This window comes from Rhizobium sp. LEGMi-198b (assembly GCF_054114205.1).
In genome coordinates this window covers 554,795-577,228 of record NZ_JBSYVH010000003.1, presented here as the reverse complement: position 1 = coordinate 577,228, position 22,434 = coordinate 554,795, and the positions used below count along the sequence as shown (strand labels likewise).

19 protein-coding genes are annotated in these 22,434 nt (G+C 58.3%); 6 read left to right on the top strand and 13 right to left on the bottom strand.

Going from position 1 to position 22,434, the window contains the following annotated elements; translation table 11 throughout:
• Positions 1–22: 22 nt before the first annotated feature.
• The 3 genes from ACXHXG_RS15555 to ACXHXG_RS15545 form a co-directional block, all read right to left on the bottom strand.
• Positions 23–2,470, bottom strand: coding sequence for a GcvT family protein (locus ACXHXG_RS15555; RefSeq protein ID WP_457899861.1), 2,448 nt, complete (start codon positions 2,468–2,470; stop codon positions 23–25).
• A gap of 76 nt (positions 2,471–2,546) precedes the next feature.
• Entirely contained in the window at positions 2,547–3,488 is a 942-nt protein-coding gene (locus ACXHXG_RS15550) for an electron transfer flavoprotein subunit alpha/FixB family protein (RefSeq protein WP_457899860.1), read from the bottom strand.
• A 27-nt stretch (positions 3,489–3,515) separates the two neighbouring features.
• Positions 3,516–4,265, bottom strand: a complete 750-nt coding sequence (locus ACXHXG_RS15545; RefSeq protein ID WP_457899859.1) for an electron transfer flavoprotein subunit beta/FixA family protein — start codon at positions 4,263–4,265, stop codon at positions 3,516–3,518.
• A 256-nt stretch (positions 4,266–4,521) separates the two neighbouring features.
• Here ACXHXG_RS15545 and ACXHXG_RS15540 point away from each other — a divergent pair, with 256 nt between their 5' ends.
• The 3 genes from ACXHXG_RS15540 (at position 4,522) to ACXHXG_RS15530 (ending at position 7,416) form a co-directional block, all read left to right on the top strand.
• Positions 4,522–5,127, top strand: a complete 606-nt coding sequence (locus tag ACXHXG_RS15540) for a helix-turn-helix domain-containing protein (protein ID WP_457899858.1) — start codon at positions 4,522–4,524, stop codon at positions 5,125–5,127.
• 244 nt (positions 5,128–5,371) lie between these two features.
• Positions 5,372–6,253, top strand: a complete 882-nt coding sequence (gene purU / locus ACXHXG_RS15535) for a formyltetrahydrofolate deformylase (RefSeq protein WP_457900018.1) — start codon at positions 5,372–5,374, stop codon at positions 6,251–6,253.
• Positions 6,254–6,423: 170 nt separating this feature from the next.
• Positions 6,424–7,416, top strand: coding sequence for a GlxA family transcriptional regulator (locus ACXHXG_RS15530; protein WP_457899857.1), 993 nt, complete (start codon positions 6,424–6,426; stop codon positions 7,414–7,416).
• Between the two features lie 276 nt (positions 7,417–7,692).
• Here ACXHXG_RS15530 and dsdA read toward each other — a convergent pair whose 3' ends face one another.
• The 10 genes from dsdA to ACXHXG_RS15480 all read right to left on the bottom strand — a co-directional run bounded on the left by dsdA (position 7,693) and on the right by ACXHXG_RS15480 (position 18,958).
• A complete protein-coding gene (gene dsdA / locus ACXHXG_RS15525; protein WP_457899856.1) occupies positions 7,693–8,970 on the bottom strand; it encodes a D-serine ammonia-lyase in 1,278 nt (425 codons plus the stop codon).
• Positions 8,971–9,000: 30 nt separating this feature from the next.
• Positions 9,001–10,230 carry a metal-dependent hydrolase family protein gene (locus tag ACXHXG_RS15520; protein WP_457899855.1) on the bottom strand — a complete coding sequence of 410 codons (1,230 nt, stop codon included), beginning with the start codon at positions 10,228–10,230 and terminating at the stop codon, positions 9,001–9,003.
• 35 nt (positions 10,231–10,265) lie between these two features.
• Positions 10,266–11,015 carry an SDR family NAD(P)-dependent oxidoreductase gene (locus ACXHXG_RS15515; RefSeq protein WP_457899854.1) on the bottom strand — a complete coding sequence of 250 codons (750 nt, stop codon included), beginning with the start codon at positions 11,013–11,015 and terminating at the stop codon, positions 10,266–10,268.
• Positions 11,012–12,154, bottom strand: coding sequence for a M24 family metallopeptidase (locus ACXHXG_RS15510; protein WP_457899853.1), 1,143 nt, complete (start codon positions 12,152–12,154; stop codon positions 11,012–11,014). Before ACXHXG_RS15510 ends, ACXHXG_RS15515 begins: the two co-directional genes overlap by 4 nt.
• Positions 12,151–13,413, bottom strand: coding sequence for an acyl-CoA dehydrogenase family protein (locus ACXHXG_RS15505; RefSeq protein WP_457899852.1), 1,263 nt, complete (start codon positions 13,411–13,413; stop codon positions 12,151–12,153). Before ACXHXG_RS15505 ends, ACXHXG_RS15510 begins: the two co-directional genes overlap by 4 nt.
• 59 nt (positions 13,414–13,472) lie before the next feature.
• Positions 13,473–13,949, bottom strand: coding sequence for a heme-binding protein (locus ACXHXG_RS15500; protein WP_457899851.1), 477 nt, complete (start codon positions 13,947–13,949; stop codon positions 13,473–13,475).
• A 163-nt stretch (positions 13,950–14,112) separates the two neighbouring features.
• On the bottom strand, positions 14,113–15,711 hold the full coding sequence (locus tag ACXHXG_RS15495) for a GMC family oxidoreductase (RefSeq protein WP_457899850.1): 1,599 nt from the start codon (positions 15,709–15,711) through the stop codon (positions 14,113–14,115).
• Between the two features lie 63 nt (positions 15,712–15,774).
• Positions 15,775–16,659: a carbohydrate ABC transporter permease gene (locus tag ACXHXG_RS15490; protein WP_457899849.1), complete on the bottom strand. Its 885-nt coding sequence runs from the start codon at positions 16,657–16,659 to the stop codon at positions 15,775–15,777.
• Positions 16,652–17,584 (bottom strand): carbohydrate ABC transporter permease, encoded by a 933-nt coding sequence (locus tag ACXHXG_RS15485; protein WP_457900017.1) that lies wholly within the window; start codon positions 17,582–17,584, stop codon positions 16,652–16,654. Before ACXHXG_RS15485 ends, ACXHXG_RS15490 begins: the two co-directional genes overlap by 8 nt.
• Before the next feature lie 108 nt (positions 17,585–17,692).
• On the bottom strand, positions 17,693–18,958 hold the full coding sequence (locus ACXHXG_RS15480) for an ABC transporter substrate-binding protein (RefSeq protein ID WP_457899848.1): 1,266 nt from the start codon (positions 18,956–18,958) through the stop codon (positions 17,693–17,695).
• Between the two features lie 241 nt (positions 18,959–19,199).
• On the opposite strand from ACXHXG_RS15480, the gene ACXHXG_RS15475 reads away from it, so the two are divergent.
• The 3 genes from ACXHXG_RS15475 to ACXHXG_RS15465 are packed head-to-tail and all read left to right on the top strand — an operon-like array spanning position 19,200 to position 22,434.
• On the top strand, positions 19,200–19,802 hold the full coding sequence (locus ACXHXG_RS15475; RefSeq protein WP_457899847.1) for a flavin reductase family protein: 603 nt from the start codon (positions 19,200–19,202) through the stop codon (positions 19,800–19,802).
• A complete protein-coding gene (locus ACXHXG_RS15470) occupies positions 19,799–21,283 on the top strand; it encodes a M81 family metallopeptidase (RefSeq protein WP_457899846.1) in 1,485 nt (494 codons plus the stop codon). The genes ACXHXG_RS15475 and ACXHXG_RS15470 overlap by 4 nt, the downstream gene beginning before the upstream one ends.
• The gene (locus ACXHXG_RS15465) at positions 21,280–22,434 is read left to right on the top strand and encodes a M24 family metallopeptidase (RefSeq protein WP_457899845.1); all 1,155 of its coding nucleotides are present in this window, start codon (positions 21,280–21,282) and stop codon (positions 22,432–22,434) included. Before ACXHXG_RS15470 ends, ACXHXG_RS15465 begins: the two co-directional genes overlap by 4 nt.

Here is a 22,434-nt window from a genome sequence, read left to right as displayed (position 1 = left end):
CCTCCTCGCGGCTTTACTCGACCTACATCTTGGTGCGTTCGGCCTTCGGGTCGTACATCGCACGCAGCGAAGCGTCGGCGGCGTAACGCTTGCCCGCCACTTCGATCTCGTATGTGGATGCGAGGACGTCCGCTTCCGTTTCGCCCTCGCAGGGAACGTAGCCCATGCCGATCGCACCACCGAGGTGGTGGCCGTAGTTGCCGGACGTGATGATCGAGACGATCTTGCCATCGCGCACCAGCGCTTCGTTGTGGAAGAGCAGCGGCTCGGGATCGCGGAGCCGGAACTGCAGCATTCGACGTTTCAATCCCTCTGCCTTGATCCTGACCACGGCGTCTCGCCCGATGAATTCACCCTTTTCGACCTTCACGGCGAAGCCCAGGCCTGCCTCGAGCACATTGTCTTCGTCGGTGATGTCGTGGCCGAAGTGCCGGAATCCTTTCTCGATGCGGCAGGAATCCAAGGTGTGGAGGCCGCATAGCTTCAAGCCGAGATCCTTGCCTGCATCCTCGATCGCTTCGAAGACATGGGCCGTCTGGTCAGACGACACATAGAGTTCCCAGCCAAGTTCGCCGACGTAGGTGACGCGGTGGGCGCGCGCGAGCCCCATCCCGATTTCGATTTCCTGCGCCGTTCCGAACGGAAACGCCTCGTTGGAGAAGTCGTTCGGGCTGATGCGCGTGATGAGCTCGCGGGACTTCGGCCCCATGAGCACGAGAACCGACTCCGACGCTGTGATGTCCGTGATCACGACGAATTCATCGGAACGAAGCTGTTTGCGCATCCATGCGAGATCGCGCTGCAGGGTCGCCCCCGGCACGACGGCGAAGAACGCCGTTGGAGACAAGCGGGTGATGGTGAGATCGCTCTCGATGCCGCCACGCTCGTTGAGCATCTGGGTGTAGACGATGCGCCCGGACTTGACGTCCATCTGGTTTGCACAGAGCCGCTGAAGGAACTGGAGCGCGTCCGGCCCCTCCACACGGATCTTCCCGAACGAAGTCATATCGAAGAGACCGACGCCGTTTCGCACCGCCAGATGCTCCTCCTGCTGGTTCTCGAACCAGTTCTGGCGCTTCCACGAGTACTTGTATTCGCGCTCCTGGCCGGGCTTTGCGAACCAGTTCGCCCGTTCCCACCCGGCGACTTCCCCGAAGACTGCGCCGCGCGCCTTTAGATGTTCGTGGAGCGGCGAACGGCGTACGCCGCGCGACGTCGCCATCTGTCGATACGGAAAATGGTCGGCATAGAGAAGTCCGAGGGTCTCGGAAACGCGCTCCTTGAGATATCGCCGATTTTTCTGGAATGGCTGGGCGCGCCGGATGTCGACTTCCCACAGGTCGAACGGAGGCTCGCCATCGTTGATCCACTGAGCAAGAGCGTAACCCGCGCCACCGGAAGACACGATCCCGATCGAGTTATAGCCGGCAGCTACCCAGTAGCCCTTGAGTTCCGGAGCCTCGCCGAGATAGTAGCGGTCGTCCGGCGTGAAGCTCTCGGGCCCATTGAAGAAGGTGTGAATGCCCGCCGTCTCAAGCATCGGCATACGGTTGACCGCCATCTCGAGGATGGGCTGGAAATGGTCGAAGTCCTCCGGCAACTGGTCGAAGCAGAAGTCCTCCCGTATTCCCTCCATACCCCACGGCTTCGCCCTCGGCTCGAAGGCTCCAAGAAGCATCTTCCCCGCGTCTTCCTTGTAGTATGCGCACTCATCCGGAACGCGCAGCACCGGAAGGCGGGTCAGGTTCGGGATAGCCTCAGTCACGATGTAGAAATGCTCGCACGCGTGAAGAGGCAGGGTCACGCCAGATTTTGCGGCGAAGTCGCGGCCCCACATGCCGCCGCAGTTTACGACGATGTCAGTATCGATCCTGCCCTGCTCTTCCCCCGCCTCCCACGACACGCCGGTTACCCGGCCGTCCTGGTCGTGGACCGCAGTGACTTTGACGTTCTCGATGATCCTGGCACCGAGTTGCCTTGCACCCTTGGCGAGGGCCATTGCGATGTTGGCTGGGTCACACTGACCGTCGAGGGGAAGGTGTACCGCGCCGACGACATCAGCGATGTTCAGGTGCGGATACATCTCCTTCACCTGTTGCGGAGAGATCTCATTGACCTCGACGTCGAATGCACGTGCGAGCGTGGCTTGCCGGTAGATTTCCTCCTTGCGCTCTTCAGTGAGGGCTACCGTGATCGAGCCGTTCTGGCGCATCCCCGTCGCGATGCCCGTCTCTGCTTCGAGCTTCACGTAAAGGTCGGCCGAGTACTTTGCGAGGCGCGTCATGTTCTGAGAGGCGCGAAGCTGGCCGATCAGCCCGGCGGCGTGCCACGTCGTTCCAGACGTAAGCTGCTTGCGTTCGAGAAGAATGATGTCCTTCCAACCCAATTTGGCGAGGTGATAGGCCACCGAGCATCCGGAGATACCTCCGCCAATAATGACAACTCGTGCTTTATCCGGAATGTTACCCATCGATTTTCTTCCGTGGTTCGGACCGACGCATGACGCGAACGGTCAAAGTAAATGGAAATCAGGCTTTGTCTGTCACTCAGGCCAGCGAGGCGATCTCAGGCAAAGCCTCGAAGAGATCGGCGACGAGGCCGTAGTCGGCGATCTGGAAGATCGGGGCTTCTTCGTCCTTGTTGATGGCGACGATGACCTTACTATCCTTCATGCCGGCGAGATGCTGGATGGCACCGGAGATGCCGCAGGCGATATAGAGCTGTGGTGCCACCACCTTGCCGGTCTGGCCGACCTGCCAGTCGTTCGGAGCATAACCGGCATCGACGGCAGCGCGGGATGCGCCGACGGCCGCCCCGAGCTTGTCGGCAATGGGAAGAATGACTTCCTTGAACTTTTCCGCCGAACCGAGGGCGCGGCCACCGGAGATGATGATCTTCGCCGAGGTCAGTTCCGGACGATCCGAGGTTGACAGCGCATCGGCGACGAAGCTGGACAGGCCGGGATTGGCGACCGCCGGGATTGCTTCGATGCTGGCCGAACCACCGTCTGCGGCAGAGGCGAAGGAAGCGGTGCGCACGGTGATCACGCGTCTGGCATCGGTCGACTGCACCGTCTGAATGGCGTTGCCGGCATAGATCGGTCGCTTGAAGGTGTCGGCGGAGACGACTTCGATGATCTCCGAGACCTGAGCGACATCGAGCAAAGCGGCGACACGCGGCATGACATTCTTGCCGACCGAGGTGGCCGCCGTCAGGATGGTGTCATAGGAAGCGGCGAGCGCCACGATGAGATCGGCAAGCGGTTCTGCGAGATTGTTGGCAAGCGCGTCACTTTCGGCCAGCAGCACCTTGGAGACGCCGGAGAGTTTCGCTGCCTGCTCGGCAGCCGGTCTAGCGTCCTTACCGGCGACGAGGATGTGCACGTCGCTTCCCGTTCCCTGGGCAATCTGGGTCGCCGCCGTCAGCGCCTTGGCGGTCTGGTCGGAAAGGTGGTTGCTGTCATGATCAGCCAGAAGAAGAATGGCCATGGTGTCTAACTCCTCGTTCGGACTGGATTACAGCACGCCGGCTTCGGTCTTGAGTTTTTCGACCAGCTCGGCCACCGACTTGACCTTGACGCCCGCCTTGCGGCCCGACGGTTCCTCGGTCTTCAGCACCTTCAGACGCGGCTCGGTGGAGACGCCGAAGTCGGCAGGTGCCTTCTTGTCGAGCGGCTTCTTCTTCGCCTTCATGATGTTCGGCAGCGAGGCATAACGCGGCTCGTTGAGGCGCAGGTCCGTCGTGACCACCGCCGGCAGCTTGACCTCGATCGTCTGCAGGCCGCCATCCACCTCGCGGGTGACCTTGGCGCTTCCCTCACCGATCTCGATCTTCGAGGCAAACGTCGCCTGCGCCGAGCCCAGCAAGGCCGCCAGCATCTGGCCGGTCTGATTGCTGTCATCATCGATCGCCTGCTTGCCGACGATGATCAGCCCCGGCTGTTCGGCATCGGCCACGCCTTTCAGGATCTTCGCCACTGCCAGCGGCTCGACTTGATCGTCGGTCTCAACCAGGATGGCGCGATCCGCCCCCATGGCCAGCGCCGTCCTCAGCGTCTCCTCGGCCTTGGCCGGACCGATCGACACCACCACCACCTCTTCGGCCTTGCCGGCTTCCTTCAGCCGCAGCGCTTCCTCGACCGAGATCTCGTCGAACGGGTTCATCGACATCTTCACATTCGCAAGCTCGACACCCGTGCCATCCGCCTTCACACGGATCTTCACGTTGTAATCAACCACCCGCTTCACCGGGACGAGAATCTTCATGGCTGCGTTCCCTTCGTTTGTTTTTCTCGAATTTTGTTTTTCTCGAATTGACGCCTGCCCTGCAGTGGCGTCGTGAACGTTCTTCTACGTCCAAAAAACAAATTATTCAAGCATGAAAAAATTGAATTGATTTTTCACCAATACAACACTAATCATCCTTGCGTAGCGTCAATGAAAAGAATCCGATGGAGTTTTGGTTGTCTGTGGATGTCGAGGTGGATAACGATATGACATCACGGAAAAGGAACTGGGCACCATGCCACCGCGCAACATGCAGAAGGTCGACAAACTAGCCAATCAGGAACATGAGCAAGACGACGCGATCGGCGAGCAGATCCGCGAGCTCCGGAAGGTCAAAGGGCTTACTCTGCAGGAGGTAGCACAGGCCGCAGGCATCTCCGTCGGATACCTGAGTCAGCTCGAAAGAAACCAGTCGAAGCTGCCAATCGGGGTTCTGAAGAAGATCAGCACGGCATTGGGTGTCCAGATCAATTGGTTCTTCCATGCGAGCGATGCGCCGGCGGATGAAAAGGACATCGTCGTGCGTGCGAACAACAGGCGGAAGCTGACGTTCACGCAGCTCGGAATCCAGGAGGAGCTCCTGTCCCCGAACTTGAGCGGGCCTCTGGAAATGCTGATGAGCACTATCGAGGTCGGGGCCGATAGCGGAGACTACAGCCACGACGGCGTCGAAGCTGGATTGGTTATAAGCGGAACGCTGGACCTCTGGGTGGCAGACCAGTTCTTCAAGCTCAACGCAGGAGACAGCTTCTCCTTCAAGAGCACGGATGTCCACCGTTGCGCAAACAGCGGTGACGAGCCGACCAAAGTGGTCTGGATCATAACGCCGCCCCAGTACTGAGCCGCTCCGGAGGGAAGGATTTCAGTTTGAACAGCCCGCCACCGTCCAGGTGGCGTGCGACAACCTGCTGTGTCCATGCTGGAGGAGGATGAGCGCCGTCCCCGGCGTGAAAGCTGGAAGCGCGGGGTGTCCTGTGCATCGGGCGTCGACGGCGACGCTGCGCTTCCCTGGAGAAATGGGCCTTCAGACATTGAAACACACGATTTGCTGACACGCGAACCAAATGGAGTGCACTTTGACTGCAATCAAACATGTCCTCACCGTCTCGTGCCCATCGACGCGAGGGATCGTCGCGGCGATTTCGGGCTTCCTTGCGGACAAAGGGTGCAACATCGTCGACAGCTCGCAGTTCGAAGATGTCGAGACAGGGAAGTTCTTCATGCGGGTCGGCTTTCAATCGGAGGACGGGCTGTCCGGCAGTCAGATCAGCAAGAACTTTGCGGAGATTGCAAAGCGCTTTTCGATGACCGCCGAGTTCCATCGGAGTGACGAACGCACCAAAGTTCTTCTGATGGTCTCGAGGTTCGGGCATTGCCTCAATGACCTTCTCTATCGGTGGCGAATCGGCGCCCTGCCGATCGATATCGTCGGCGTGGTCTCGAACCACTTCGACTACCAGAAGGTGGTCGTCAACCACGACATCCCCTTCCACCACATCAAGGTGACCAAGGAGAACAAGCCCGAAGCCGAAGCCAAGATGATGTGGATCGTGGAGCAGACAGGCGCCGAACTCGTCGTTCTTGCCCGGTACATGCAGGTCTTGTCCGATCAGCTATGCGCGAAGATGTCGGGCCGCATCATCAATATCCACCATTCGTTTCTTCCCAGCTTCAAGGGCGCAAATCCTTACAAACAGGCCTACGAGCGCGGCGTGAAGCTCATAGGTGCGACGGCGCACTATGTGACAGCGGATCTCGACGAGGGGCCGATCATCGAACAGGACACTGTCCGGATCACGCATGCCCAATCGGCTGAAGACTATGTGTCTCTGGGACGCGACGTCGAGAGCCAGGTGCTGGCCCGTGCGATCCACGCTCACATCCACCACCGAACATTCATCAACGGGAACCGGACTGTCGTCTTTCCGGCAAGTCCGAGAAGCTACGCGTCAGAACGAATGGGCTGAACGACCCCGTTGGCGGCGACCGCATAGAGCCGCGCAACAAGGATTCGGCGAGGATTGCAAGATGGAATCCTCGCCTCGACAATAACGCCGGTTCGAAAGCGTCATAGTGCAGGATGCTCATTGAACTCGGATGATGCAGCGCAGGGTCTTCAGCGAAAGGTCAGATAGAAATGCTACACGAATCTTCGAAACCGCTCCGTATCGGGTTCATACTTGCTCGTTCCTTCGCACTTTCGCCTTTCGCTCTCTTCATCGACACGTTGCGACTTGCAAGCGGTGGGCCAGAGGCGACTGTGCACGCCTCCGCGGGCTGGGATGTAATTGGAGGCACCAGGCATCTTATTTCTTCGAGTTGCGGCGTCCAGGTGGCGCCAACCTGCGATTTCGTCGATCCATCCCGGTTTGACTACATTGTTGCTATCGGCGGTGTTCCCGACCCAGATGAGGAACTGCGGAACGACGTGAAGCAGTACCTGCGCAGAGCCTCGGCCCTGGGTATCCCATTGATCGGCCTCTGCACCGGATCCTTCATGCTTGCCGAAGCAGGCCTGATGGAGGACCATGAAACGTGTGTCAGTTGGCTTCACGCAAACGAGTTCCGCGACAGGTTTCCGGGTCTTCCCGTCCGCTCGGATCGCCTGTTCAATTTCGATGCGCAGCGCGGATCGTGCGCCGGAGGAAGCAGCGCCGCCGACATGGCCGCATCGATTGTTCGGCGCCATCTCGGACGTGAGGCGGAGCGCAAGGCGCTCGAAGTGTTGCAAATCGAACGAGCCCGGTCGGCGAACGACGTTCAGCCTCGTCGCCCCTTGTATTCGGATTTTGACGATGACCGTATCAAGGCGGCGATCATAGCGATGGAGCAGCACCTCGAATTCGGGATCTCGATACCCAAGCTCGCCGCGAAGATCGGACTGTCGCGGCGGCAGCTCGAACGGCTGTTCGCAACCAAGACCGGAATGTCACCTGCACAGGCCTTCATGCGCGTACGTTTAGAACGCGCAAAAGACTCGCTTTTGAGATCGAAGCGACCGATATTTGAGATCGCGCTCGACGTTGGCTTTGGGTCATCTTCACAGTTCGCCAAGACCTTCCGTCGCGTGTACGGCCTATCGCCGTCGGAGATACGAAGCTCGTCGCCAAGTCGTTCCTACGCTGCCTGAAAGGTGGAGTCGGCGGATCCTAGTTCCGTGTGTCCGTGGTCGGAAGCCAGCCTGTGGTGATGCCCTTGATCGGAAACGCCGAACCATCCCGCACAGCGGCGCGACGAGCAGCAACGTGACGGCATCGATCGATCTTATGACATGCCCGGCCAAGGCCGCGAACACCACTTCGACGAACTGGGTCAAGATCCGTTCGATCGGTCACGACCGCCTTGACCCGGCGTCAAAAAGCAACAGCAACACGTTTGTGCAGTCTGTCGCTCGTGTCCGCTCTGCTCACGCCAGTTCGTCCTCCAGTCCGAAAGAGAGGTAGGCTTCAAATTCAGGAAGAGGTACTAACGATCCGCCGGTCGTCCAGCTGATGTGGGTTGCAGTGCCAAGATCAAACGGCAAGTTTGAGCCGGCCGCAGTAAGCCTGACGGGTCCGGCGAATGCCGTTGCCGCTGAGGGCTCGACGTCGATGCCGCAGGCAGCATGCGCCTTGCGCAGAAGGTCATGAGCTTCTCTATCACCAACGGTATAGATACCCGATAGACGCTCCTGCATCAGCGGCGCGACAAACATCGAGGCAGCGCCCACTGCGAGGCCATCCAACTCCGTCTTATTGGTCAGCCCGATATCGTACACCGAAACAGGATTTTCGGCGCCGCTCAACATCTGCACCAGCATGCACGGAGAATCGGTCGGCTCGGCAAAGAAGCAATGGACATTCGGACCGAAGAGGAGTTTGAGGCCATATGCAATGCCGCCCGGAGCGCCGCCGACGCCGCACGGGAGATAGACGACCAACGGGTGCTCTGCATCGACAGCAATCCCTGCATGTGTAAGCTGATCCTGGAGCTCCCAAGCAGCGCAGGCATAACCGGTGAAGAGGTCGGCGGACTTCTCGTCATCGACGAAATGCGCGCGGGGGTCACGGGCGGCAATCTCCCTGCCCCGCGCAACGGCCTCGCCATAGTCCCCCGAATGCTCCACCACCTCGGCACCTCGATCGCGCAAGCGCTGTTTCTTCCAGGCTTTTGCGTCTGTTGACATATGCACGACCGCCTTGAAACCCAATGCCGCGCCGCAAAGCCCGATGCTCAATCCGAGATTGCCGGTGCTACCGACGACGACGGAGTATTGCGAAAACAGTGCCCGTGCGTCCGCAGACGCGAGCGGAAGGAGATCCTGCCCCGGCGTTATCAGTCCGTTTTCGAGCGCAAGTCTTTCGGCATAGGCGATCACCTCGTGGAAGCCGCCTCGCGCCTTGATTGAGCCGGCGATTGGGAGCGCGTGATCCGCCTTGGCGAACCATGGCCCGTCTGGCGCCGGCTCAAATCCGCTCATGCTTAGCAGCGGTGAGTAGATGGGTGAGCGTCCGGTGTCGGGAAGATCGAACAGCTTGCGCATCAGACCTTCGGCGCGAAGCAGCCGATCATGCGCCTTGGCAACTTTGGCAGTGACCTCCGATACGTCCGCGGGGTTGGCGGCAACGGCGGGATTGAGCCAAAGCCAGGGAGTGCGGCTTCGAAGGCGGCTCAACACATCCTCAGAAATATTTATATCCACCATCATACGTCCTTTCGCGGCAAGGCAGGTTGGTCAGATGTCCCGCTTGTGAACGTAGCCGTCCTTGATGGTGACACGGATGCCGCTGCCGTCCTCCTGGAAGACGTCGATTGACTCAAGCGGATTGCCATCGACGATCAGGAGGTCTGCAAAGGCGCCGGGGACCAGCTCGCCGAGTTTGCCTTCGTGCCGGACGATTTCCGCGTTGACGATCGTGGCCGAGTGCAGGGTCTGGGCGGGTGTCTCGACTTCCGAGCGGATCTTGAACTCGTGAAGCTGATAGTGGTGCATAACGCCCTCAAGATCGGTGCCGAAGCCAAGCTTCACACCGGCGTCGCGGCAGATTTTCACCGCTTCCACGCCTCGGCGCACCATCATCTTCACCTGCTCGACGATGTGCGGCGGGGTACCGAGCTGATCGGCATAGAAGATGCTGGCGACGAACGTGGAGAGCGTCGGCACGACAAATGCGCCCTTCTCTGCTGCAAGCTTTGCAGTTTCTACGTCGATCAGATTGCCGTGCTCGATCGTGCGGACGCCTGCCTCAAGCGACCTACGGATGACATCAACGCCGTAGCAATGGGCCATAACATAGGTGCCGAAATCCGCCGCCTCCTGGACTGCAACACGCTGTTCTTCAAGCGAAAAATGTGGCGAATAGATCGATGACTTGCCGGAGTTTCCGCCGCCGGCCATCAGCTTGATTTGATGAGCCCCGCCAGCGATCTCCTCCCGCACTGCGCGGCGCACCGCGTCTACGCCATCGACCACGCGGGCTATGTTGCGTGTGCCACGGCAATGGGGACACCCTTGTTCATGTTCGGTGCGGACCCGAAAATCCCCGAGACCACCGGTCACAGCGAGCGCCAGGCCCGGAACGAACAGACGCGGGCCGGGAAACAGGTTGAGGCGTGTCGCCTCGGCGAGCGCGGCGTCAGCGCCACCGGAATCGCGTACGGTGGTAAAGCCACGACGCAAATAATCGGCGAGGATCTTCGATGCGTGCGCTGCAACCAGATAGGGTGACGTATTCGCCAGTTGCACCTGGTTATTGACATAGGCCATGGCGTGGACGTGCGCATCGATGAGCCCTGGCATCACTACGCGGCCGCCGGCATCGATCTTGATGGCGCCGTCCGGCACCCCGACTGAGCCGGCGATCTCGACGATCTTCTGGCCCTCGATGCGGATCTGCTGTCCCGCACGCAGCTTGCCCTCGCGCGGATCGAGAAGATTGGCGTTGGTGATGACGATATTGCTCATAACTGTACCTGTAATTTCTGTTTAATTGTTCAGACTTAGCGCGTGGGCCCCTTGATCAGCGACTCGCCGCCGTCGACGACGACCGCCTGTCCGGTCATGAAGCGTGCATCCGGAGAAAGGAGAAACCTCACGATGGCGCCGAATTCCTCGACGGTGCCCATCCGGTGCAGCGGCACCAGCTCCGGAACCTTTTGCAGGAACGACTCGTAGCCGCCGAACATCTCCCAGGAAGGAGCATTGAACGGCGTGTCGACCCATCCCGGGCACAGCGCGTTCACGCGAATACCATCAGCGGCATATTCAAGAGCCAACTGCCGGGTCATCGTCAGCAAGGCGGACTTTGACATCTGATAGGGCAAGGAGCCCTTGGCGACCATGATCGAGGCGGCCGATGCCGTGAAGAGAAGGCTGCCACCTCCTGCCTTCCGCAGCAGCGGAAGCGCTGCGCGGGCCAGGATTGCATTTGCCCGGACGTTCAGCGCATAGCTCTTGTCCAAGGCTTCGAGGTCCATGGTCTCAACCGTTCCGACGTAGCAGACGCCGGCATTGTTCCACACGGCATCGAGACCGCCGAGGATGTTGGCAGCCTCGCTGACAACCGAACCGATCTCAGCGTCCTTGCCGATGTCGATCTTCAGAACACGCTTGGCTCCGAGATCCTCGGGCGCCGGCTTGACATCGGCCATGACCACGCGGGCTCCAGCTGCCACAAGCGTGCGGACACCCGCCTCACCCATGCCACTGGAGCCGCCGATAACCAGAATGCGTTGGTTTTCATAGCTCATCGGATGGCGATCTCCCTTGGCGTTTGGGTCAAGCGAACCGGACCATTTTTAGTGACCAGAACCGTCTCACTGAACGGCATGCCTTCAGAATAGTGGATGACATGGAACACCATATTCGGTTCTATCGCCCAGGTTTCGTTGGGCATGAAAATCCGAGTATGGTCGGAAGTGCGCGGCACCGCATGGTAGCCGAGCGTATAGGCGGAAACCTGAGGATAGGTCTTCTTCAGCCCCTCGCGCAGCATGGTTTCCCGCGCCTTGCGATCGATTTCGCCGGAAATCGCGCCAGGCACCATGGCGGCAATGAACTCGTCCTGAATTTCAACGACGCGCTCGGCGATCCTGCGATGACGTTCAGACAGATGCCCGACCGCCATCGGCCGTGCGATGCGGCCGGAGTAACCATAGACCTGCGGGACCGCCTCGATGAAGTAGAGTTCGCCTGCTTCCATGGTCCGCTCACCGAGCCGGCCATGCATGTTGGCGACCGTGCTGCCGTAGCCGAAGACCGCGACACGGCCATTATCCGCGCCCATGTTGATGGCGGCGCGATAAGCGGCCACAGCCGGCTCACGCTCCGAACGACCGACCGCAATCGCGTCGGTGCCGGCCTGCACGGTCGCATCAGCGATTGCGCAAGCCCGCCGCAGAGCCTCGATCTCGGCGGATGATTTGATCAGCCGATGTTCCCATATGACTTTGCCAAAATCGACGAACGTCACTTCCGGCAATGCAGCTTGTAGGCGTTCGAAGCGCTGGATCGTCAGAAAATGGCTGTCCGTTTCAATGGCCAGCCCTTTCGCCCCGCTATCGCCGATCAGGCGGATCAGCAGCGCGATCTCGTCCTCATGGTCGTGGAAGGTCTCAAAACCATCTGCGGTCGCCTGACGTCGCGCGCATGGCAAATCGGACGAGCGGATTAGCAGCGTGACCTCGCCAGAAGGCGAGATCAGCGCCGCCTGATAACGCGCTGCCGAATGCGCATAGCCGGTCAGGTAGGCCAGGCTGTCGATCTGGTCGACGAGCAGCAGATCGGCGCCCCGATCCGCCACATCTTTCAGAATCCTTTCGACTCGCGCCTTATACTCGGCGCGATCGAATGGCAGCGTGGCCCTCGGAGCGTCTACGTTGCTTGTCATGCCGCGTCCCGCTCGAAATGGAAGCCGAGATCCGCCCAGGTCTTCCGCTCGCTTTGCGGAATGCGACGACCATACTTGGCCTTCGGGAAATAATCACGGCTCAGTTCCGTCTTGGCGACGGTCTTCATGATCATGCTCTCGCGTGTGTGCAGGGTTGCGACGCGTGCGTCGCGCATCAGGCGAGAGATCGGATTCCACCGGAACACGCCGCGGGTACCGACGATATCGAACGCCTTGTGCGAAACCATCGCAACTGTCGTCTTTGCCATGTGCAGACCCAGAAGTACGGCATGAGAAGCTTCACCGTACTTCTTTTGATCTTGAAGGAACTGTGCATACCAGAGCTGCGAACGGGTGGCTGCTATCGCTGAGGCCATTTCACCGAGCGTGTAGAGGTTTGTATCGTCGTCCTGCAGGAAGGCTCGTTCTGATAAAGTTTGGCGGACTTCATCGTAAATGCCTTGCGCCGAACCGAGCGAGTGAGACGCGTAAGCCAGCTCGAACGTGTATGGATGTACCTGGTTGAAATCGCCAGGTTCGCCAAGGACGTTCTTCCACGGGATGAAGACGTCTGTGAATTTTGCGCCGCCAGACAGCGAGGCCCGAATCCCTGTGGATTCCTCCCAGCCTTTAACGAATTCGACGCCGGCGTTGGGCAGCTCGATCACGAAAACGCTCGCTCCCACATCCGGGTCGCTCGTTCCAGGCGCGAGCGCCCAAAACAACAAATATTTGGAAGCGCCCCCGCCACTCGTGAATCCTTTGAAGCCATTCGCGATGAAGCCACCCTCGGTTGGCGTCAAATCCGAAGCGAATGAAATTTTCCCTTCGTTGGCATGGGCTGACGTTTGGGTCCGCCCTGGCTGAACTTCGCTGCCGACAGAGGCAACACCGGCACCATTTTCCGCCACGTCGGTCAGAATGCGGCGCTTCTGTTCCTCATTACCGAGTGCGGCAACGAGACCAAAGCAATGATACTGATTTTGGATAATCCAACCGGTGCTACCGCAGGCCGAAGCAAAGATTTCGACGACGGCATGACATACGTTGCTGAAGCCGGCATCCTCGTCAGCATAGCCGCCGTACTCCTTCGGCACCCCGAGCTTCAAGAAGCCGCCCTCGATGATGTCCTTCCAGTTCTCGTGGGGCCAACCGCCCTCATCGTCGACCTGGCGAGCGCGCTTGGCAAAGACCTCCTTGAGGGCCTTCGCCTTTTCAATCCACTCGGCATCCTGAGCGCTTTGTTTAAATGGGTACATTTCGCATCCTTCCTGAAGCAGCCTTGACCTTAAGTGTATGCAGTATGCACTTTGATTGCTTAGACGTCAATCCGATTCTGATACTTCTTAAGCGCTCGAACCACGAGGCGGTGATCGTCGCTGGAGGCTAAGCCCGCGCAGCCAATGCAGCCCACCATTGTTTTGCCGATGAGGATTGGGACAGCACCCCCGACAAGCGCATAGTGAGCTGGATCGAGCGCGCGCTCGTTCGCAAAGCCGGGCTCCGCACGGGACCGAAGCTCAAGCTCAAGCGATGATCGGCCGAAGCGTCTTACCGCTTTGAATTTTCGGTCTATCCAAGTCTGGTAATCGGCATTTGTGCCCGGTAGCGCTGCCCTGAATATGATCTGTTCGCCGAGATCAATGCCGATAGCCACGCGCAGGTCGTCGGCCTCGGCAAGTGACAAAAGCGTCTTTGCGAGTACCAGCGCATCCTCCTGACCGAAGCCTACAAATGCAAGCGAGTCGACCTCCTGCTGTAAGCTGGCGATCTGATCTTCAACCGATTGAGACATGACGTCCTCCTTTCCTAAAGTGCATGCAAGACAAACAGCGCAAAGCAAGGACGTTCAGTCCCCAGGGTCCGTCCAAGGCGCATACAAATCTTATATTCACGCGCAAATATAACGCGACCGCCTTGGTGCCATAGGCAGGCCCGGCGTTGGACGCAGTATGCGTTCAGGCCTCTCCGAGAACCAACGATGATGCCCTTTCGCCGATCATCATCGCCGGGGCATTGGTGTTGCCCGAGGTAAGCACGGGCATGACCGAGACGTCAGCAACCCGAAGACCATCGATGCCACGGACCCTTAATTGGGGATCGACAACGGCCAGATCATCGACGCCCATTTTGCAGGTTCCGGCTGGGTGGAGTTCGCTTGCCATAATGCGCCGATTATAGGCCTGGATGTCTTGATCAGACTGGACATTGAGACCTGGATCCATTTCGGCACCACTGAAGTCTTTGAACGCAGCTTGTGCATTGATCTCACGCACTAGTCTCAACGCGTCGGTCATGGCCTGGATGTCGTCAGGGTGCGTTAGAAAGTTATGCTCGATCTTCGGCGGCGCGAATGGATCGGCCGACCTTAAACTTAAGACTCCGCGAGACTTCGGCCGCATTAGCCCGTATTGCAGTGAATAGGCGCTGAAGGTACCGATCTTGCCGGCCGGGTTCTTAAGATCGCGGCTCACGGGATAGAACTGAATCTGTAGATTTGGCCGGTCCTCTGACGGATTACTCTTGAGGAACGCCTGTACGGCCATCGGGAAAACGGCGATTGGACCAGACTTTTGAAACAGGTATTCAGCAAGTGCCTTTGCGCCCCGCACCGGATGTTTCAACGAGTAATAGGTCAGCGGCTTCTTGCTCTCGAACTGCGCAAGAGCACCGATATGATCCTGGAGATTTTGCCCGACACCCGGTAGATCATGAACCACATCAATGCCCGCCGTTTTGAGCTGATCGGAGGGACCGATGCCAGAAAGCATAAGCAACTGGGGCGACATGTAGGACCCGGCTGACAAAATCGTTTCTCCGGCGGAGACACGGTGCTCCTTCCCGCCAACCATGTAGCGCAGGCCGGTGCATCTCTTCTGGTTGACTGTCAGACCCACCACATGGGCGCCGGTGACAATTGTGAGGTTCCTTCGATCGCGAATAGGAAGGAGGTATCCATGTGCCGCAGATACACGCACAGCCCTCTTGGGATCGATATTGTACTGAACCCAGTTGAAGCCTTCGTGATTGCCGGTGTTATAATCGTCGACCAGCGAGTAGCCCATTTGCTGGCCCGCTTCCAAAAAAGCTTCCAGAAGCGGGGTTCGATATTTTCCGTAAGCGACCGCAATAGGTCCTAAACTACCGCGTGCTTGCGAGGTCGGTCCATGCCAGGTTTCCAATCGCTTGAAGTAGGGAAGCACAGAATTATAGCTCCAGCCGCTCGCGCCACCCTTTTCCCAGTCGTCAAAATCCCCTGCATGGCCGCGTACGAAAATCATGCCGTTGATCGAAGACGACCCACCAAGAACCTTACCCCGCGGCAGCTTGATCCTACGGCCGTCGAGGCCCACCTCCGGCTCGCTCAGCATCTGCCAGTCGATCTTGCTGCCGACTGTATAGTCGACGCCGATTGGGATGCGGATGAGAGGATTGCGGTCGCGAGGTCCAGCTTCCAACAAAAGAACTTTGATAGTGGGATCGGCACTTAGCCGGTTCGCCAACACGCAACCTGCAGAGCCCGCACCGACGATGATAAAGTCATAGTTTGCCGTCACGGCCTTATTCCTTGCCTACCAGAAGGTGCTCGCGATGAACTTCGAAAGCGACGTTATCCATGGTCATCCTTTCACCGCGCCGGCGGTTAGCCCACGGATGAAATAGCGGCCAGCAAAGATGTAGACGATGAGCGTTGGCATCGCGGTCAACATCACCGCTGCCATGTTCACATTGTAAAGCTTGGTGCCCGTCGTTGAAGCGACCAGATTGTACAGACCAACCGTGACCGGTGCATTTTCGCCGGACGCGTAGGTGGTTGCGAACAGGTAGTCATTCCAAATGTTCGTAAACTGCCAGATGATCGACACCACAAAGCTGGGGACGGAAATTGGCAGTAAAATCCGAAGGAATACCTGGATGAAGCCGGCACCGTCCATTTTCGCTGCGCTGGTGATTTCATGCGGCACCGTCACGAAAAAATTGCGAAAGAAAAGCGTTGTAAAGGGTATCCCATAGACGATGTGGACGAGCACGAGGCCAGCCACGCTGTTGGAAATGCCGAGTGAACCGAGCACGTGCGCAATCGGTATCAACACGATTTGAAGTGGAAGGAACACACCGAAGAGCAAGAATCCAAAAACTAGGTTGTGCCCACGAAATTTGAATTGCGTAAGAGCAAAACCGTTCAGAGCGCCAATGGAGGTTGAGACGAGTACGGCGGGGATCACCATCGCAAACGAATTCAAGAAATAACCATTCAGGCCATGACATGAGACGCCGACGCACGCGTTGAACATCGCGTCGTACCAAGACGCAAACGATAGCGTCGACGGCAGGCTCAGAATAGTGCCGGTGCGAATCTCTTCCAATGATTTGAGGGAGGTCGCTATGACCACGAAGAGCGGAAAAATATAGATCGCCGCCATGAAAAGAAGGGCACCGTAAATGAAGACGCGCGCCACTCGGTGCGCAGCGCCTGCCCCCAGAACCATATCATTGCTATTCATTGTGGTTCTTCCTCCGCGACGTATAGAGATACGGAATGATAATCGCCACGACTGTCATGAAGATCATGACAGCGCTGGCCGCACTGACTCCAAGCTGCGACCGCTCAAATGCGGCTCGGTACATAAAGGTCGCAGGAAGATGAGTGCTGTTAGCCGGTCCACCGCCAGTCAGCGCGACCACCAGATCGAAGGTTCGCAACGCCTGCTGAATCAAGACGACGACAACTGTCAGGAACGTTGGCCCGAGTAACGGCAGAATGACCCGGCGATAGATCGCGGGCGCCTTTGCGCCATCCAGGCGAGCCGCTTTGACGAGATCTTCGTCAACGCCGCGAAGACCCGCCAAGAACAATGCCATAACGAAGCCCGATGCCTGCCAAACGCCGGCCAGGACTACGGTATAGATCGCGTATTGCGGATCAATAAGCCAATTAAATTTGAAGTCTTCCCAACCCCAGAGGCGAACCAGATGCTCGATACCGAGGCCAGGATTCAAAATCCACTTCCACGCGGTACCCGTCACAATGAACGAAAGCGCCATCGGATAGAGATAGACCAGCCGTAAAAGCCCTTCCGCACGGATCTTTTGGTCGAGGAGGATAGCAAGGAAGAGACCAACGATTGTGGTGAGCCCGATGTAAAGGACTGTGAACGTGGCAAGGTTGACAACTGAGCGAATCCAGATCGGATCCGACCAAAGGCGGACATATTGCGCTAGGCCGGCCCACTTATAGTTCGGCATCATGTTCGAGGCCGTGAAGGAGATGTAGATCGTCCAAAGCATGAAGCCGTAGACGAACACGACCGTTAATGCGATGGACGGCGCTAAAGCGATCTGGGACGCATAGCGTCCTAACGTCGTGCGGAAGCTTTGCTCGTGCGAATTCACTCGTTCTCGCTCAGTACCGAAAGTTGTTATAGACATGACCACTTCTCGGGGCGTGCGAAACATATCGCCGCTGCTGGTGTTCGAAGGAGCGATGCGGCCGATGACCACCTATAGGCCAGGCCGCATCGCTAGGTCTCGGGCCCGCTATTCTGAAGCAGACTTCAGTCCGCTGACCAGCTGCGCCATGGCGTCCTTCGACGACATCGACGGCTTTTCGAAGAAGGTGGAAATCACGTCCATGAATACGCCGCTTTTTGCGGCTGGCCATGCTTCGAAATGTGCGACGGAAGGAAAGATCTTCCCGGCGGCTTCAGCTTCGCCTCGATCCTTGTAGGCGGCTTGGCCGCATGCATCGAGCTTATCCACCTTCACATCAGTGCGAGCCGGTATCGATCCCTTTTTGATGCTGAAAGCGAGCTGAACCTCAGGGTCCATGATCACCTCGGCAAGCTGTAGCTGCGCCTGCTTCACACTCTCATTGGAGTTGAGGAAAAAGCCGAATGCGTCAACAACACTGAGATATGTGCCCGCCGTGCCCGGCGCTGGCGCGCATCCGAAGTCAACATTCACTTTGAGCTTTGCGTTATCGAACTCACCCTTGGCGTAGTCGCCGAGAACCTGCATACCAGCAGTACCCGACATGACCATCTGCGTTGCAATGTTCCAATCGCGCCCGGGGAAATTCGGATCGGTATACTTATTCATGTTGCGGAATTCGTCAAAGACCTTCACCATCGTGTCGCTCGACAGTGCGGCTTCGTCCTGCTCCATGATGGCTTTGCGATAAAAGTCCGGACCTGCGATCGCGACGAGGATGGACTCAAACAGGGTTGCCTCCTGCCAATTCTGGCCGCCGATCGCGAGCGGGATCACGCCTGCTGCACGCAACTTTTCCGCCACCGCTTTAAACTCATCGAGCGTCTTGGGAGGCTGCAGACCAAGTTTGTCGAAAACCTTTTTGTTATACCACAGCCAGTTGGCGCGATGCATTTCGGTCGGAACCGCATAATAGGCGCCGTCACGCTTTACGTACGGGATGATGGCTTTCGACATCACATTGTCCCAGTTGCCTTTCGTGGCGAGGCTTGAAAGGTCGGTCAAAGCACCTTCTGTAACCCACGGTCCGATCTCTTGGGAATGAAGATCGACGGCCCCTGGGGCCGTCTGCGAGGCGACGCGAGAGCGCAAGACCTGGTTGAGCGCCTCCGTGCCAATGGCGGGCGTGTCGGTCCAGGTGTACCCCTTGGCGGCCATCGCATCCTTCAAGACGCCTGCCGCTGCGGCCTCACCGCCGCTCGTCCACATATGAAGAACTTCAATCTTTTTTTCCTGCGCGACAGACGCTGACGCCAGGGTGAGAAACGCGATGCCCGCTGCGAGCGCGCGCTTGGTGGAGGTTAACTTCAGCATTTTGGCATTCCCCTTTTTTGGTTGCTACGTATTTAAAGTGTCTTCTGCATTCTGTCGACACTTTGAGCGCCACCAGGTCACGATGTCAAGCACTTCCTGTTGTACAAAATCAAAAAAGGGAGAGGCTTGCTCTGTCATGGCGCATAAAAAAGGTGGATTTCCCGGGATTTGGGCGTCAGGTGAGAACATATACACCTTCTGCGGCTTTTCGCTTGGCATAGATCAGCAGATATGATATTGCATGCAGTATGCACTTTCAGAGGAGTTGTGTGAAATGAGCCGCGCAGTGGAAACGAAAGCCATATTGGAGCAGTCAGAACCTTCTCTAAGCCCAACAATGTTTCGGACGATTTTTGGTGGATTGCCCGCTGGCGTATCGGTTGTAACCGCATTGGACGAGGCGTCGCGTCCGATCGGGTTGACAGTCAGCGCAGTGATGTCGATCTCTCTCAGTCCGCCGCTGCTTGCTGTTTGTCTCGACAATTCAAAGTATACACTTGAAGCGATCAAGCGCCGGGGCCATTTTGGCGTCAATTTCTTGTCCGGCAGGCAGGCCGAAGTTTCCAACAACTTCGCCTTCGGAGACCACGACAAATTCGCGGCTGTGGACTGGGCGGCTAGCGAACATGCCGGCGTTCCAATCTTGAAAGATGTGCGGGCGCACGCTGAATGCGCCGTTTGGAACGTCGTGGAGGCGGGTGATCATACGTTGATCATCGGGCACATTTTGTCGGGAGCGGTTTCGGAGGAACGCCCGCTTACCTATTACAGCCGTCAATATGTCGATCTCGTCTTCCCTCAGTCGTTCGACCGTGCCGGCGCCGCTGAAGGAGGTTCAAGGTGACATTGCGGGTAGGCGTTGGAGGCATTTTCCACGAGACGAACACGTTCGCCGCCCCGACCGGAATAGCTGCGTTCGATGTTCTGCGCGAGCAGGAGATCGTCGAGTTCAGTCGAGGCGCGCGAACCTATCTCGGCGGTCTCATCGACGAAGGTAGGCGACAAGGTTTCGATATTGTTCCGCTTATCTACGCCGAAGCGACACCCTCCGGCGTCATCCAGTATCACGCATATGTTTCAATGCGCGATGAACTCGTTGAGCGCGTAGCGGCGGCGGAGCTCGACGCGCTCCTGTTATCATTGCATGGCGCAGGCGTTGCCGAAACGATCGACAGCATTGAGGAAGATATCTGCTCGGCGTTGCGCGCAAGGATGGGCGCTGATTTTACGATCGTCGCAACACTCGATCTGCATGGCAACATCCGACAGGAGCTGGGCGATCTATGCCAAGGCCTGTTTCCCGTCCGATTCAATCCGCATACGGACCAACACGAGCGCGGTGTCGAAGCGTCGAGATGCCTGGCCGACATCGTATTCGGAAAGGTCCAATTCGAAACTGCCGTTGAAACCATACCGATGCTCTTTCCGCCGGTGCCCACCAGTCTGCCGGTTTTCGAGGAACTCAATCGCATCTGCAGCGATCTCGAACGGGATCGGGCGGTGGCCTGCGCTCGTGTCATGCACGGGTTTCCCTATGTGGACGTGCCGCATATGGGGGCGTCGGTCGTTGTCGTCACGCGCAAGGGCGAAGCTGATGCGCGAGCATTGGCGCGGAGGATCGCCATCGCGCTCTGGGACCATCGCAGCCAAATCAAGGTCAATTGCCTCGACGCGCATGGCGCCGTCGACGAGGCTATGCGCGATGAGCGTTCGATGATCGTCATCAACGAGTTCTCCGACAATACCGGAGCTGGCACGCCTGGTGACGGGACGCATCTCTTGTCGGCGCTTATAGCGTCGGGCGCGCGCGCCTGCTTCTCGCACATCCACGATCCGTCGACGGTCGCGCAAGCAGCTGCAGCCGGCGTCGATGCGCGTATTCAAGTTGAGCTTGGTGGTCACAGCGATCCCCTCCTTGGTCTGCCGATCCGTGCGGAGGCCGAAGTGCTGGGATTGAACAAGGGTCTCCTTTACGTCAAAAGCCCCATGGGTACCGGCGAGAAGATCGACCTCGGTCAGCTCGCCACTTTGCGCATCGGATCGGTTGATGTGGTTGTATCCAATGGCAGGCGTCAGACCCTTGATGACGGCTGGTTCATCAAGGCTGGCATCGACATTGCCCAGTTTCCGATCGTCGCTTTGAAATCCAGCCAGCATTTTAGAGCATGGTTTGAGGCGCGCGCTGTCCGAATAATAACGGCCGATCCGCCAGGGCTTTCGCCCATCGACGTATCGCGTCTGCAACGCCAGCGGCTTCAACGTCATCTCTGGCCGATTGCGGCGGATGCCAATTATCACGATCAAGCAAGACAGGAATCCGTATGACGACGCCCGCGGCCGAGACGACCTATCCTACCCAAGGACCCCTGGATTTCGCACTGGCGGAATACAGAACCCGCATCGCTTCAATCCAGGCGGAGATTGCAGCGCGTGGCGCGGACCTGCTGCTGGTCGACCAGATCGATCATCTTGCATACCTGTTTGGTTATCTCGCCACAGCAGCCCGCTATCAGGCGGCGCTGATCCCGGCAACGGGTGAGCCATGGCTGATCGTTCGAGAACTCGACCTTGGAACATTCCTCGACCAATCCTGGTCGCGTTCTTTCGAAACCTTCGCCGATGACGAGGATTCACACGACCGGGTGACGAAAGCGATCGCCAGGTTCGCGCCGAGAAAGCTCGCCGTCGAGAAGGACAGCAACATACTGACCATCGAACGCCTAAACCTGATCCGCGCCGGCAATCCTGGGATCGAGATCGTTGATTTCTCCGGCGTCATCTGGGAGCAGCGACTGATCAAGTCACCGGCCGAACTCGCCTATATCCGCCACGCCGCCAAAGTTGCAGATGCGATCGTCGCGGCTGGTGCGCGGACGGTGAAGCCAGGCACAAACGACCGCGACACTCTGGCCGCCATGTATGAGGCCTCGATCCGCAACGGCGCCGACAATACGCGTACGGCCGTCCTCGGTCGCATGACCGGTGAAGATGCTCTGATCGGTAGCGTCAAGAATGCGGCTTGGGCAACAGGCGAGCGGGTCTTCCTCGAGTCTACGCCGCAATATCGTGGCTATAGCGCCCGTATCGTCAGACCGGTCGTCGTTGGCCCGGTCTCTGCAGTCGATCGCGATCTCGCGCGCCGTCTCGTCGATATTCAGGACCGCCAGATCGCAGCAATGGTGCCCGGCGCCAATGGCGGCGAAGTCGATGCGATTGCCCGTAACGAGGTGCTGCGGCAAGGTCTGAAACCGGCCTTCACCCAGATCACCGCTTATACGCTCGGCTATCAGGCCGTGCCCCGGGTCAGCGACCACACGCGCATCATGGCGCCTGGCCAAAATTGGACCCTCCTCCCGGGAATGGTCTTCCACGTTGTTCTTCATACCTCCGAGCTCGCCTTCAGTGAAACCGTCGCCGTGACCGAGAACGGTCCCGAACGGCTGACGCAGCTGCCGCGCGAAATCCTGACGGACTGA